Genomic DNA, 13,812 nt, shown 5'->3' with positions numbered 1-13,812 from the left:
CGATCATCAGTGGTCTGGCGATAAATGTAGCCACCCACGCCTAACACCCAGCCATTGCCCAAGCCCCATCCTAGGGAGTAGTCGGCGTGCAGTTCTTGGCCAGACCGATAGTCGGTGTCCGAGTTACGCAGGTTGAAGTCATACATCATTTTGATGTCGGCGTTTAGGCCAACTGGATTCACGTAAGAGAACGCCGCGATGGGCTCGAATGCCCAATAGTTACGACCGATATTAGCAAGATCATTTTTATCATACCGCCCCGTTGGCGCGAATATGTCCAGCGCATAAATAGCGTGAAACTTTTCACTGTAGTGATACCCCAGCGCTGGGCCGAAGATGATATCGCCCATCCCGTTCTTGCTTTGATGCTGATCATTGACGTCGACTCGGAGGTCAACAAGCGGGACATTCACATGAAATGCCAACGCGCCGTCAAATATCTTCTGGTCAGTGACCCAGATCAACCTAGGCGCGATAACATCTGCACTTAAATGAAAGTCGTTAACCGCCTTACCACCCTGATTGTTGCGCAAAGTATCTGCTCTATAACTTTCGGCAAATATCTGGCTATAGAACCCTGGCGGCGGCATGGCGCCAGTCATGTAATTTTCGGCGCCCATTGGGTAGGAAGAGCCACCACCTTCAGTAGCCGAAGCGGCGGGTAATGCCAACACTAAGGCAGAGCCAACCATTAGGTGTTGAGCGTTTTTTAGCAGGCTTACTGGCGCATTTGTCTTTTTATTATTCATTTTCGCAACCATTGTTATTTAGCAGCACGCGATAGCCCTGTGGGTCAATTAACCACAGGGCTGCTTTTCGAACTGATAGCTTTGCGGCGGGTGAAACTTAGAATGGATAAGGCTGGTCAGCAGGTTCCACGGTGACCCACTTCACCTCGGTAAATTCATCAATGACAGCACTGCCATCGAACCGACCATGACCACTGTTTTTCATGCCGCCATAGGGTGCTTGAGGTTCGTTCTGAACCGTGGCGCCGTTGATATGCACACAACCAGCGTCAAGACGACTCGCTAGATCTAGGGCAAGGCTTACATTTCGACTGAAAATCGACGACGAAAGACCATAAGCCGTGTCATTGGCGACTTCCAGCGCTTGCTCGGCGCCCTTGACGCGGACGATGGTGGTTACCGGACCGAAAGTCTCCTCATCGTAGATATCCATTGAAGAGGTCACTTGATCAACGAGGGTTGGGCTCATCAACGCCTGGTCTGCCAGACCGCCTGCTACGATACGTGCGCCCTTGCCGATTGCGTCGTCCAACAACTGGTTGATACGTTGAACCGAACCTTGGGAGATCATCGGACCTATTACGGCGCCAGGCGCATTTACCGGATTTCCTACTTCCAGGCTACTGACCCGCTGGGCAAATTTGGCGACGAATTCGTCAGCGATCGCTTCGTCAACAACGAAGCGTTCGGTCGACATGCAAATCTGCCCTTGGTAAAGGAATGCACCAAATACTGCTGCATTCACCGCCCCCTCCAGGTCTGCATCTTCAAGGACGATAAAGGGAGCTTTACCGCCCAGCTCCAACAGGCAACGTTTGAGATATTTGGCGCTGGTCTGAGCGATCATCCGCCCGACCTTGGTAGAGCCCGTGAAGTTGATCCTCCTAACCGTGTCGTGACTGATCAATGCTTCGGTGACTGCCGAGGCATCCTCAGGCGCCGAGATAATAAAGTTCAATACGCCCGGTGGAAATCCTGCTTCATGGAAGGCTTCTGTCAGTAGCTCGTGAGTACGCGGGCTATTTTCCGATCCTTTGAAAATAACCGTGTTGCCACACGCCAAGGGGTAAGCGATTGCTCTTGCCCCCAGAACCACTGGCCCGTTCCAGGGCACGATGCTGAGCACTGTACCCACGGGCTGCCGCAGGGTCATGGACAGAGTGTTGGCCTTATCGGTAGGGATGGTTTCTCCCTTGATCTGGGTCGTAAGCGCCGCTGCTTCACGTAGCAGATTTGCAGAAGCTCCGACGTTGAATTGCGCCCAAAGCTGTGATGCGCCAATTTCTTGCGCCATGACACTGCAGAAGGTTGCCATCTTGCTTTCCAGCACGTCGGCGGCAGCCAAAAGAAGGCGACGGCGCTCCGTAGGACCAACCTTTGACCAGGTCTTGAAAGCCGCTTGCGATGATGCCGCCGCGCGCAAGGCGTCTTCAACGCTACACGCCGCCCCCTCGGTGACCAATTGCGAGGTGACAGGGTCGAGGCGTCGATAGGTTTTACCGCCCTCCGCCGCTTGCTTCACGTTATCGATAACCAGTTGAACATTCATCTTTGTTACCTTTTATCAATTGGGAATATCACGCTTGCTCAGTCACAGTCGGCATACGCAGGATGGGTTTGATCGTGATGCCACTCTCACTGTCGGCCATCGCTTCGTTAATCTGATCGAAGTCATAAAAGCGGCACAGCTTGTCGAACGGAAAGCGACCCTGCAGGTACAAATCGACCAATGTTGGAATGAAGGCGTTGGCAACTACGTCGCCCTGGACAATGCCCATGATTCGCTTGCCGGGAATCATGACTTCATTGATGTTGAAGGCGACCTCGGTCCCCATCTTCGTGGCGCCGACAATGCCGCAGGTGCCTAGCGTGGTGATCGCGTCGATAGCCTGGCGCAAAACTTCCGCTCGACCCGAGCACTCCAGGCTGTAGTTGACACCTCCACCGGTGATTTCACGGATACGCTGTACCGGATCTTCTTCGCGGCTGTTGATTACGTGAGTCGCGCCGAGTTCTAAGGCCAGTGCTAGACGACTGGGGGTCACATCGACGGCAATGATGGTGGTCGCGCCCGCAACCCTGGCTGCCATGACCGCAGCCAGGCCAACAGCACCTGAACCGAAAGCGGCAAAGCTGGCACCGGCCTCAACCTTCATCGCCTTGAGTACAGACCCTGCCCCGGTCTGAATGCCGCAGCCCAATGGTCCAAGAAGCTCCAGCGGAGCATTCTTCGAAACCTTGACGACGCTTCGTTCATTGGCGATGACGTAAGTCGAAAACGATGACTGACCAAAAAAATGGTCATGGATCGGCGTGTTGCCTTCACAGCTGCAGGTCGAGGTGCTGCCATCAAGGCGACCACCCCCGAAATTCAGCGGGTGCATATGCGAGCAATGCGCGGGGTGTCCATTTTCGCAAGGCAGGCATAGCCCGCAAGACATGTACGTCAACACCACATGGTCACCGGGGGCGATGGTAGTAACGGCCGAACCGATCGATTCGACTACCCCGGCACCTTCGTGCCCTAGAACGATTGGCAGCGGTGTCGGGAACAATTGGTCACGAACCACCATGTCCGTGTGGCACACGCCGGTTGCGACGATGCGGACGCGGACTTCGTCTGGACGCGGGACGCCCAGTTCGGCTCGTTCCAATTTAAACTTTGCGCCTGCCTCGCGCAGGACAGCGACAGTGACTTCAACGGGTTTCAAATTACTAAGGGACATGCGGTTATCCTCTTTTTTCATTTTCTATCGATGATGTGTAATGACGTCTCACGCCTCTTGAAGCGCCCGCGGACGATTACTTCGCCGCGCTGCTGCGCTATCGAGTGCTGGGCGCAACTGGAAATCGAAAGTCATCTCCGCGAACCGACCTGAAATCTCCCGCTCGCGTGCCGTCGGCGCATCTTCGACGAACCGCACCTCACCAATCAGCCCATCACGGGTGGCATAGGCGAAGTCGTCCCAAAGATAGGCATCGTTGGAAAGGTTTATTTGGGTGGTCAAATGTTCGTACCCTGCGGCGGACACGAAGAAGTGGATATGCGCGGGACGCTGGCCATGACGACCGAGTTGGTTCAGGCATTCCTGAGTGGGGCCCAACGGATTGCAGCCATAGCCTGAGGGCACAATACTTCGAACCCGGTAGCGCCCTTGGGCGTCAGCCACTATGCGGCGACGCAGGTTGAATTCGGACTGGCTTTTATCAAAGTGGGAGTAGTTACCTTTGCTGTCGGCCTGCCAGATATCCACCAACGCCCCTGGAATTGGAAGTCCTTGCAGGTCAAGTACCTGGCCTTCCACGAACATAACCGTGGCGGCATCGCCTTCGGCCCCATCATCCAGACGGGCATAGCCATCGCACAGCGGGGCACCGGCAACATAGAGTGGGCCTTCAATGGTGCGTGGCGTTCCGCCAACTCGTCCGGCTTCGGCTTGTTTGGCATCGTTACGAAGGTCGAGAAAATGTTCGATCCCAAGGCCTGCGACCAAGAGACCTGCTTCATTGCTTGCGCCAAGGCGGTTGAAGTATTCGACAGCTGACCAGAACTCATCATCACTGATGTCCAACTCCTCGATCAGCCGAACAGTCTCTTGCAGCAATCGGAAGACAATCTGCTTGTTACGCGCACTTCCTTCGGTGTTCCTCAATCCTGCCGCGTCCTCGAGAAACGCAAGAACCTGGGGTGAGTTATAAATGCTGACAGTCATAATGTTGCTCCTTTTTTATTGTTGATTTATCTGCACCCGCCACAACCGCACAGCGCGGGAACATACGGTTACCTACCCACTTACTGCCATCCGAGCTGGCTACGTGCATTCGCCAGATCGACCTCTATGTCATGGTTCCACAACCAATCGAACCGACTGGCCAGGGTCGTTGACAGAAGCTGCTCGTTATCGCTGACATGACCATCACGCATTTCATACAGCTCGCCTGCCTCCAACGAGGTGCGCTGAACTCGACAAGCGCGCGGTCTGCGCACGTCGTTGTAGGCTCCAAGCAAGGGTTTTACGTTTTCAGCAGTCACGTGGGGATCAGCCAAAAGTCGAGCAAGCAACCAAGCGTCCTCAAGTCCCTGACCGGCACCGGCCCCTTGATGAGGGAGCATGGCGTGCGCAGCGTCACCAATGAGTCCTACTCGGCCATGCACATAGCCGGGAAGCTCCTCCAGGTCGTGAAGCGCCCATAAGGTAGGCGCGGGAATACATTCGAGCAGAACGCGGACCGCGTCGCCCCAGCTCGAAAAGGCCTGGAGCATATCGGCCTGTGTGGTGTTTTTTACCCAAGGCGTGTCCTGTGGCCATTGCGGATCAGGGGAGCTGCGATCTGAAACGAAGGCCACTACGTTGATCAACCGGCCTTTCTTGACCGGGAACGTGAGGATGTGGCCGTCCAGGCCCAAATACATTTGCGGAACATTGATCAGATGCTCGTCGATGTCGGCTGCGCGGTACGCCGCTCGGAGCGTTTCGCTATCGATCATTCCCCTGTAGGCGCAGGTGCCGCTGAATCGGGGAACAACCGCTGGATGACCCAACCCCTGCAGTACGTAATCTCGGATAGATGACTTGATACCATCAGCGGCGATCAACAAATCACACTCGTATTGGGTACCATCCGTGAAGCGAATACGAACGCGTTCGTCTACTTCATCGACCTGCACCGCACGCTTGTCAAAGCAGGCGATACCGGGTGGCAACTGTTGTGCCAAGGCATCCAGAAAATCTGCTCTGTGCACGGAAGATTGGCCAACGCCCGGCGCCACACTATTGCCTAAATAACCGGCATCGGTACCACGGCGCCATTCGAACCAGATGTCTTGCCATGGGGCCGAAGTCCGGTCAGCAATGAGTTCGTAAGGCTTACCTATTCCCAGCCCTTCAATTGCGCGAACCGCGTTCGCACCAAATGACACGCCTGCTCCAACCTCACCAAATGCAGGTGCGGCTTCAAAGAGTTGGATGTTTAAATGAGGATGACGGCATAGATCCAGCGCCAAGGCCACGCCAGCAATACCGCCGCCAACGATGGCTATTTGTAAAGTAGATTGAGAGCTACACATGGGGACAACCTTGTGTTTTGTTTTTGGAATGCCCCGATAATGCCGCTCTCACCTCTATTGATAAATGGCGCAAACTCCATAGACACTATCACCAACCTGAATACTATCTTTGGCTTTGGCTACTCCTCCAAGAGAAAATCACCATGCAACTGCGCGAGCTGGATTTGAATTTGTTGGTGGTATTTCACCAACTGCTGATCGACCGAAGTGTGTCTGGCGCAGCGCAAAGCCTGGAGTTAACTCAGCCGGCAGTCAGCAATGCGCTAAAGCGCTTGCGCACAGCGCTGAAAGACGAGTTGTTCGTGCGCACTAGTCAAGGAATGCAGCCAACGCCTTACGCGGTCCAGCTAGCCGATCCAGTATCCAGCGCCATTGGTACGTTGCACGGCGCTTTGAATCGTCAAGACGACTTTGATCCCGCGACTACGCAAAAGCGCTTCGTCATCGCAATGACTGATATTGGCGAGATTTACTTCATGCCGAGATTGATCGATACCCTGCTAAAGCTCGCGCCAGGTGTATCCGTGAGCACCCTACGTACTCACGCAGGTCTATCCGAAGCGTTGGCCAACGGCAGTGTTGATCTGGCAGTTGGACTTTTGCCCGATCTGCAGGCAGGCGTCTATCAGCGACGACTCTTTCACCATCGCTACGTATGCTTGTGCAGGAAGGAGCATCCAATCACCCAACAAGCGATGACCCGGGAGCGATTCTGTGAATACGGCCATGTCAGGGTTGTCGCCGCTAGTACAGGTCACGGGGAAATCGACGCTTTGATGCAGCGCGCGGGCTTACATCGAGACATCAAACTGGAAGTGCCGCATTTCGTGGCAGTGGGTCACATCCTGCAGAACACCGACCTTATTGCGACTGTACCTGAGCGCTTCGCGAGCAGTTGCACCGGTCCGTTCGAGCTGACGATGCTGCCTCTGCCAATGCCGTTACCCGAAATCGCAATCAATTTATTCTGGCATGCCAGATGTGTCCGTGACCCGGCTAACCGATGGTTTCGACAGCTCATGTTCGACCTGTTCAGCGACTAAGTAATGATTCGTTCTGTAATCCGGGTATTTGTCGAGTCCGGGAAACGCGCTTCGAGCAATCCTGCTTTATCCCGCTACCCATTTGTCCGTGACCTCCTCTGCTTTTATTGGGAGCGGTTGAGCCAACTTGTCAACGGCTGGCGCCGTCTCGCGCATCTTCAGCGCGCACAATGTTGATATCACACCCAGTGAGCTGAACAACAAGGCCGGCCCGATCCAACCAACTATCGCGAAACCGCTCGCTGAACTAGCTACAACTGTTAACTCAGAAACCTTCTCATGCCTGGGCGAGGATGCTTTGCAGTAACCCCGGAAAGCGCAGATTGAGCTCCACGCCGCGCAGTGAGTTCATGTGCGTCGTTCCGACATTGCGTGTTTGGACAAGTCCAGCATCCCGCAATACCCGGAAGTGATGCGACATGCTGGATTTCGGCCGACCTCCATCCAACTCACCGCATGAAGCCTCAGTGACGCCCGCTAAACAACGAACGATTTCTAGACGAACGGGATCACTCAAGGCGTGAAGGACGCGCTCAAGGGCGAAGTCTGACGGGAGTGGATGTTTGAAGGCGCGCATGACTGCATGATAGCGGGGGGTTTCAACTTGCGCCATATTTCGATTACTATCGAACAAGCGAATTACATTTATCTGGAGCACACCGATGTCAGCACTGTTCGAGCCGTTCACCTTAAAGGACGTGACCTTACGAAATCGCATAGCCATTCCGCCAATGTGCCAGTACATGGCCGACAATGGGGTGATCAATGACTGGCACCTTGTGCACCTCGCAAGCTTGGCACGAGGCGGTGCAGGACTGGTCGTGGTCGAAGCAACAGCCGTCTCGCCCGAGGGACGCATCACCCCCGGCTGCGCCGGAATCTGGAGCGACGAACATGCCCAGGCATTCGTACCCGTAGTAAAGGCGATCAAGGCTGCAGGCTCTGTGCCTGGTATTCAGATCGCGCATGCTGGTCGTAAAGCGAGCGCCAATCGGCCATGGGAAGGAGACGATCATATCGCTGACACCGACCCAAACGGCTGGAAGACCATAGCCCCCTCCCCGATCGCGTTCGGCGCCAACTTGCCGAAAGTGCCAGAGGAAATGACGCTGGAAGATATCGCTCGCGTGCGTCAGGACTTCGTGAATGCTGCACGCCGAGCCCGCGACGCCGGCTTCGAATGGATCGAACTGCACTTTGCACATGGTTATTTGGGTCAGAGTTTCTTTTCGGAGCACTCCAATCAGCGTACCGACGCGTACGGCGGCAGTTTCGAAAACCGCAGTCGTTTCCTGCTGGAAACTCTCGCCGCTGTTCGTGAGGTTTGGCCAGAGAATCTTCCGCTAACTGCACGCTTCGGTGTCATTGAATATGACGGGCGTGACGAACAAACCCTGAATGAATCGATCGAGCTAGGCCGCCGGTTCAAAGAAGGTGGGCTTGATCTGTTGAGCGTCAGCGTAGGTTTCACCATCCCGGAAACCAACATTCCTTGGGGCCCCGCGTTCATGGGTCCTATCGCTGAACGAGTGCGTCGGGAGACTGGTCTGCCGGTGACATCCGCCTGGGGCTTTGGCACACCACAGCTTGCGCATGCTGCGGTTCAGGATGGACAGTTGGACTTGGTGTCTGTCGGACGTGCCCATCTGGCCGACCCGCACTGGGCGTATTTTGCAGCCAAAGAACTGGGTGTCGATAACGCGTCCTGGACGCTCCCTGCGCCTTACGCTCACTGGCTCGAACGCTACCGCTGAGTCAGACGACGAGATGCCGCTCAGTCGGCGGCATCTCCGATGCCTGTTGGACAAATACCCATTGCTGCTTCCATGGTTTGGCCAATGACATGTGCTATTGAGCGTGTAGTTCATGGTCGCGCAGCGCCTGGGAATTCCCCTGGCCGCACAGCCCCTAAGAACACTCAGGACTCGACGCGGGATAGAGTTCGTCAAGCACCTGCATCAACGTCCGCTTGCGCGGGTTTTCCAGACTGGTCCAGGCCACGCCGATGCCGGCGCCGCTCATGGCCAGCGCCAGTGGCCGGGTCACGACTCCGATTGGCAGAGCCGATGCGGCACCGCTTGGCAAAATGCCGACGCCCAGGCCGGCGGCCACCAGCGCCAACTGGGTGGTGAATTCGCCCATCTCCCGGGCAATCGCCAGGGTGATCTTGCGTCGGTGAAAACCCACCAACATCTGGTCATACAGACCGGGGGCGAACTTACGCGCTAACACCAGCACCGGACAGCCGGCCAGATCCTGAGGCTGTATACGACGCTGGGCACACAGCGGATGGTCTTGCGGCAGTGCCACCACCAACGACTCCTCAAAGAGCATACGCGTGTGCACGCCAGGCACATTCAAGGGCAGGCGTACCAAACCAAAATCCAGGGCATTGTCCAGCAAGGCCCGGGCCTGCGGCAACGAAGGCATGTCCTTGAGCTCCAGTTCGATACGCGGATAGCGCTCCTCCAGCGTACGCACGAGCACCGGCAACAATTGCGACAACGTTGACGACACAAATGCCAGACGCAACACCCCGACCTCTCCGGCCGCGGCCTGCTGTAACACCTCACGGGCGCGCTCGGCCTGGCGCAGGGTCGCCAGGGCCCCGGGCAGAAACAGCGTTCCCTCCTCGGTCAACTCGACCCGATGTCGGTCACGCTCGAACAACTGTGCCCCGACATCCTCCTCAAGGGCACGTATTTGCGCACTCAAGGCTGGCTGGACAATGTGCAGGCGCGCCGCCGCACGGCCAAAGTGCAGCTCTTCGGCCAAGGCCGCAAAGGCCCGCAGATGTTTGAGTTCCACTTATCCTCCCGATTCAGTGCAGCGCTTTTGGTGATCACGATCGGTGATCACAGCATCACCATAAACGATTGGCATGCCGAGGCGGTAGCGGCTGAAAGTGGCGTCATTGCCCCATTCATAAATCCAAGACAGGGAGACATACATGATCGACAACTTTCGCCTGAACCGGCGTCGGGCGCTGATCACCGGCTCAGTGCGCGGCATTGGCTTGGCCCTGGCCCGTGGGCTGGCACAAGCCGGCGCTCAGGTGGTGCTCAATGGTCGCGATGCCGAACGGGCCCAAGGCGCCTGCGCGCTGTTACGCGATGAAGGCCTGGACGCCGAATACTCGTTGTTCGACGTGACCGACCATCAAGCCGTCGCAACGGCCGTCGACGCTCTGGAAAACCGCTTGGGTCCAATAGACATTCTGATCAACAACGCTGGGTTGCAGCATCGTCAGGTGCTCCAGGACGTCAGTGCCGAAGACTGGCACCGGCTGATGAGCACCAACCTCGATGGCGTATTCAATGTGTCCAAGGCGGTGGCCCGACACATGATCGCTCGCCAACGCGGCAAGATCATCAACATCGGTTCGGTGCAAAGCGAGCTGGCCCGCCCCTCTATCGCGCCCTACGCCGCCAGCAAGGGCGCCGTGCGCATGCTCACCCGTGGCATGTGTGCCGACTGGGCCGGCCATGGCCTACAGATCAACGCCCTGGCCCCGGGCTATTTCCAGACCGAACTGAATCAGGCACTGGTCGACGACCCGGCTTTCTCAGACTGGCTGGTGCAACGCACCCCCGCCGGGCGCTGGGGCAATGTCGAGGAACTGTGCGGCGCGGCAGTTTTCCTCGCCTCGTCAGCGTCCGACTTCGTTAACGGCCACACCCTTTTCGTCGATGGTGGCTTGACCAGCGTCGTCTAACTCTCGCGCCAAGGACTCCAGCATGCCTCAATCCCTGCCAACCCTCTGCGGCTCAATCATGGGTTCGCCGTTTTCGCTCTCTGCCAAGATCCACAACGCTGCATACGCGGCCTTGGGCCTGGACTATACCTTTGTCTGTTTTGGCGTCGAAGATCCAGTTGCCGCCGTGGCGGCCATTCGCGCTCTGGGCGTGCGCGGCATGAACGTCTCCATGCCCTACAAAACTGCGGTGATGCCGCATCTGGATACGATCGACGAATCGGCCCGGGTGATTGGTGCGGTCAACACCATCAACAACGTCGACGGCGTACTGACCGGCTACAACACCGACTACCTGGGTGCGATACGCGCCCTGCAGGAAGTCACCGAACTGAACGGCAAGCGTATCGCCGTGATCGGTGCCGGCGGCGCTGCTCGTGCGGTGGTCTACGGTTGCCTGCAAGCGGCGGCTCAGGTCACTGTGTTCAACCGCAGTGCCGAACGCGGTGCCGCACTGGCCGAGGATCTGGGTGCGCAGTGGGGCGGCAGCGTCGAGGCGTTCACGGCCAAGACCTTCGATGTCGTCATCAACGCTACCTCCGTGGGCTTCAAGCAGCCGAACAGCAACCCGCTGGACGGCCGCCTGGCCAGCCACCTGATTGTCATGGATGTGGCGTTCATGCCGGTGCAGACCGCTCTGCTACTGCAAGCCAAAGCTCTGGGTTGCAGCACCGTGGCTGGCACCCGCATGTTGGTGCACCAAGCGTGTCGACAAATCGAGTTGTACACCGGGAAAGATGCGCCCATCGACATCATGGAGCAGGCCATGCTCCAGGAAATACAACGGTTGAAATTGTAAGCAACCCAGCTACCTATCAATAACAAGATGCCGTAAAGGCACCTAGAGGTACCCACATGACTCACGATCATTCTCCATCCGACATCGCCTTGACCCCCGACGCGCAAGAGCGCAAAAAAGACTTACACCGTGCAGCCTGGGCCTGCTCCCTGGGCAGTGCTTCGGGCCGCTATTCTTTCCTGAACAGACCCGTGCCATGAGCCTGATCGCCAGTTTCGGCACCTACTTCCTGGGTTTTGCGATACGGCCGCTGGGCGGCGTACTGTTCGGCATGATTGGTGACCGCGTCGGGCGCAAGTTCGTGCTGGCGTCGACGGTGCTGCTGATGGGCATTTCCAGCACCCTGATTGGTGCCCTGCCAACCTTTCATCAGGTCGGCTACCTGGCACCGGTACTGCTAGTGGTCCTGCGTCTGCTCCAGGGGCTGGGCGCAGGTGCCGAACAGGCTGGTGCGGCGGTGATGATGACCGAGTACGCTCCCGGGGGCCGGCGTGGTTTCTACGCCGCCCTGCCGTTCCTCGGCATCCAATTGGGGACCATTCTCGCGGCGCTGGTGTATTTCCTGGTGGTCAGCGGCAATGACAACGTCATCGAGAGCGGGCTGTGGCGCGTGCCGTTCTTCAGCAGCGTAGTGATCGTTGCGCTGGGCCTGTACATGCGTCTGTCACTCAAGGAATCGCCGACCTTCATCCGCCTCAAGGCGCTCAAGCGCGTGTGCGAGAACCCGCTGAAAAGTGTCATGAAACACTCCAAGCCCACCTTGCTGATCGGCATCGGCCTGCGCCTGGGGGAAAACGGTGGTTCATCGATTTACCAAGCCCTGGCTGTGAGCTACATCGTTGGCGTGGTGGGTCTGCAAGGGCCGGTGGGCGTGCTGACACTTATCTGCGCGGCCAGCCTCGGCGCGATGACCGTGCCGATTGCCGGCAAGCTCAGCGACCGTTTTGGTCGTGTGGTGGTCTACCGGGCCTTCGCGCTGCTGCAACTGGCGCTGGCCTTCCCGGTATGGTGGGTACTCAGTCTGGGCAACGTCGTGGCGAGCATCATTGCCATCTCCATCGCTCTGGGCATCGGTACCTGGGGCATGTTTGGCACCCAGGCGGCACTGATGCCTGAACTGTTCGGCTCGCGTCACCGCTACATGGGTGTATCGATCGCCCGGGAAGCTTCGGCAGTGATCGCGGGTGGCATTGCGCCAATGATCGGTGCCGGCATCATCGCCCTGGTCGTGGCGAGCCACGACGGCGACGCCAGCGCTGGTATCGGCGCCTGGCTGCCGATTGCCTGCTACCTGGCGCTGCTGACCCTGATCACCCTGTACGCCACATTCAAGACCCCGGAAACCCTCAACCGCGACTTGGACGAACCCCGTGATGCCTGGGAAATAGCCAACGCCGAAGCAGGGCTGCCTGTCCAGTCCAGAACCAGCACACCCATAGCGTGACGCCGCAGCCTGTACCGCACCCTTGAACAGGTGCGCGACTCTGCCAAGTAATTATCAGCCTCCCATTGAGATCATCGACCTGAATGTGGGGCTGATTGCATCAGGCTGCTGACGGGAAAGCGTCTATTCAGTTTCGCCGTGTCTCACAAGCAAAAAGATGCACGGACGTGGGTATGAGAGCTGTCATACGGCCTGCCCTTCCAGATCAGCGTCGTACTCACCACGGCATGCCGCGTGGTTACATCTGAGCCGGTGTAACAGAGCCTGTTGGGCTGCCACCACATTGGCCTCCTCACCGCGCCAAATATCCAAAGCCGGTTGCTGGACGGCACGGGCAAACGAAAATGCCAATGCCCAGGGCAACCGTGACTTGAATTCCACATTCATTGCATTTAATCGGGCCGAAGCCAACTCTCCCGATTGCCCCCCAGACAAGAACGTAATGCCAGGCACAGCGGCGGGTACGGTTCGCAGGAGGCAACTGACGGTCGCGTCGGCTACTGCGGCCACCGTTGCCTGGGTGGCGCAAGCCAAGCCGGAAAGCACCATATTCGGCTTCAAAAGCATGCCCTCAAGCAGCACTCGTTGAGCGTGCAACTGCTTGAAGACTATTCGCAGAACGTCCTCTGTTACTGCGGCGCACCGCTCCAGGGTATGTTCACCGTCCATAAGCACTTCCGGCTCGACGATGGGAACCATCCCCGCCTCCTGACACAACGCAGCATAACGGGCCAGCGCCTGAGCGTTGGCCTCGATGCAACCAGTGCTGGGAATATCACCCCCTATGGTGATCACCGCGCGCCACTTGGCAAACCGGGCGCCCATTTGAAAGTATTCTTTGAGCCGATCACGCAACCCGTCCAGACCCTCGGTGATTTTCTCTCCAGGATAACCAGCCAATTCGGTTGTACCGATGTCCACTTTGATGCCCGGGATAATGCCCGCTCCGCTCAGG

General features: G+C 57.4%; 12 protein-coding genes and 1 pseudogene. 5 read left to right on the top strand and 8 right to left on the bottom strand.

Going from position 1 to position 13,812, the window contains the following annotated elements; all coding sequences use genetic code 11:
- The 5 genes from M0974_RS09095 to salA all read right to left on the bottom strand — a co-directional run.
- On the bottom strand, positions 1-692 hold a 692-nt coding region (locus tag M0974_RS09095; RefSeq protein ID WP_297835513.1), incomplete at its 3' end, for a transporter.
- A 154-nt stretch (positions 693-846) separates the two neighbouring features.
- Positions 847-2,298, bottom strand: a complete 1,452-nt coding sequence (locus M0974_RS09090) for an aldehyde dehydrogenase (RefSeq protein ID WP_297835511.1) — start codon at positions 2,296-2,298, stop codon at positions 847-849.
- Positions 2,299-2,326: 28 nt separating this feature from the next.
- Positions 2,327-3,475, bottom strand: coding sequence for an NAD(P)-dependent alcohol dehydrogenase (locus M0974_RS09085; RefSeq protein ID WP_297835510.1), 1,149 nt, complete (start codon positions 3,473-3,475; stop codon positions 2,327-2,329).
- A 48-nt stretch (positions 3,476-3,523) separates the two neighbouring features.
- A complete protein-coding gene (gene catA, locus M0974_RS09080; RefSeq protein WP_297835509.1) occupies positions 3,524-4,462 on the bottom strand; it encodes a catechol 1,2-dioxygenase in 939 nt (312 codons plus the stop codon).
- Between the two features lie 80 nt (positions 4,463-4,542).
- A complete protein-coding gene (salA, locus tag M0974_RS09075; protein WP_297835507.1) occupies positions 4,543-5,817 on the bottom strand; it encodes a salicylate 1-monooxygenase in 1,275 nt (424 codons plus the stop codon).
- 143 nt (positions 5,818-5,960) lie between these two features.
- Between salA and M0974_RS09070 the strand changes: the two genes are divergently transcribed.
- Positions 5,961-6,860 (top strand): LysR family transcriptional regulator, encoded by a 900-nt coding sequence (locus tag M0974_RS09070; RefSeq protein WP_297835505.1) that lies wholly within the window; start codon positions 5,961-5,963, stop codon positions 6,858-6,860.
- 277 nt (positions 6,861-7,137) lie between these two features.
- On the opposite strand, the gene M0974_RS09065 is transcribed toward M0974_RS09070, so the two are convergent.
- Positions 7,138-7,473, bottom strand: a complete 336-nt coding sequence (locus tag M0974_RS09065) for a helix-turn-helix domain-containing protein (protein WP_297835512.1) — start codon at positions 7,471-7,473, stop codon at positions 7,138-7,140.
- Between the two features lie 49 nt (positions 7,474-7,522).
- Between M0974_RS09065 and M0974_RS09060 the strand changes: the two genes are divergently transcribed.
- Positions 7,523-8,614, top strand: a complete 1,092-nt coding sequence (locus M0974_RS09060; RefSeq protein WP_297835504.1) for an NADH:flavin oxidoreductase/NADH oxidase — start codon at positions 7,523-7,525, stop codon at positions 8,612-8,614.
- Positions 8,615-8,768: 154 nt separating this feature from the next.
- On the opposite strand, the gene M0974_RS09055 is transcribed toward M0974_RS09060, so the two are convergent.
- Positions 8,769-9,668 carry a LysR substrate-binding domain-containing protein gene (locus M0974_RS09055; protein ID WP_297835502.1) on the bottom strand — a complete coding sequence of 300 codons (900 nt, stop codon included), beginning with the start codon at positions 9,666-9,668 and terminating at the stop codon, positions 8,769-8,771.
- Between the two features lie 142 nt (positions 9,669-9,810).
- On the opposite strand from M0974_RS09055, the gene M0974_RS09050 reads away from it, so the two are divergent.
- From M0974_RS09050 to M0974_RS09040, 3 genes and pseudogenes are all read left to right on the top strand, one after another.
- On the top strand, positions 9,811-10,575 hold the full coding sequence (locus M0974_RS09050; protein ID WP_297835500.1) for an SDR family oxidoreductase: 765 nt from the start codon (positions 9,811-9,813) through the stop codon (positions 10,573-10,575).
- Positions 10,576-10,597: 22 nt separating this feature from the next.
- Complete coding sequence (gene aroE, locus M0974_RS09045; RefSeq protein ID WP_297835499.1) at positions 10,598-11,413, top strand: shikimate dehydrogenase; 816 nt, start codon at positions 10,598-10,600, stop codon at positions 11,411-11,413.
- Between the two features lie 56 nt (positions 11,414-11,469).
- Positions 11,470-12,857: pseudogene (locus M0974_RS09040) on the top strand (MFS transporter).
- 183 nt (positions 12,858-13,040) lie between these two features.
- Here M0974_RS09040 and M0974_RS09035 read toward each other — a convergent pair.
- On the bottom strand, positions 13,041-13,812 hold a 772-nt coding region (locus tag M0974_RS09035; RefSeq protein ID WP_297835498.1), incomplete at its 5' end, for a class I fructose-bisphosphate aldolase.

Source organism: Pseudomonas sp., assembly GCF_026224925.1.
In the GTDB taxonomy this organism is placed as follows: domain Bacteria; phylum Pseudomonadota; class Gammaproteobacteria; order Pseudomonadales; family Pseudomonadaceae; genus Aquipseudomonas.
Note: the sequence above shows the minus strand (reverse complement) of the source record. Positions and strands in the feature narration are given on the sequence as shown.

Excerpts from the sequence above, each read along its gene's own strand:
- M0974_RS09060 (WP_297835504.1), top strand. The coding sequence starts at position 7,523 with ATGTCAGCACTGTTCGAGCCGTTCACCTTAAAGGACGTGACCTTACGA.
- M0974_RS09070 (WP_297835505.1), top strand. The coding sequence starts at position 5,961 with ATGCAACTGCGCGAGCTGGATTTGAATTTGTTGGTGGTATTTCACCAA.
- catA (WP_297835509.1), bottom strand. The coding sequence starts at position 4,462 with ATGACTGTCAGCATTTATAACTCACCCCAGGTTCTTGCGTTTCTCGAG.
- salA (WP_297835507.1), bottom strand. The coding sequence starts at position 5,817 with ATGTGTAGCTCTCAATCTACTTTACAAATAGCCATCGTTGGCGGCGGT.
- M0974_RS09090 (WP_297835511.1), bottom strand. The coding sequence starts at position 2,298 with ATGAATGTTCAACTGGTTATCGATAACGTGAAGCAAGCGGCGGAGGGC.
- M0974_RS09065 (WP_297835512.1), bottom strand. The coding sequence starts at position 7,473 with ATGGCGCAAGTTGAAACCCCCCGCTATCATGCAGTCATGCGCGCCTTC.
- M0974_RS09085 (WP_297835510.1), bottom strand. The coding sequence starts at position 3,475 with ATGTCCCTTAGTAATTTGAAACCCGTTGAAGTCACTGTCGCTGTCCTG.
- M0974_RS09050 (WP_297835500.1), top strand. The coding sequence starts at position 9,811 with ATGATCGACAACTTTCGCCTGAACCGGCGTCGGGCGCTGATCACCGGC.
- aroE (WP_297835499.1), top strand. The coding sequence starts at position 10,598 with ATGCCTCAATCCCTGCCAACCCTCTGCGGCTCAATCATGGGTTCGCCG.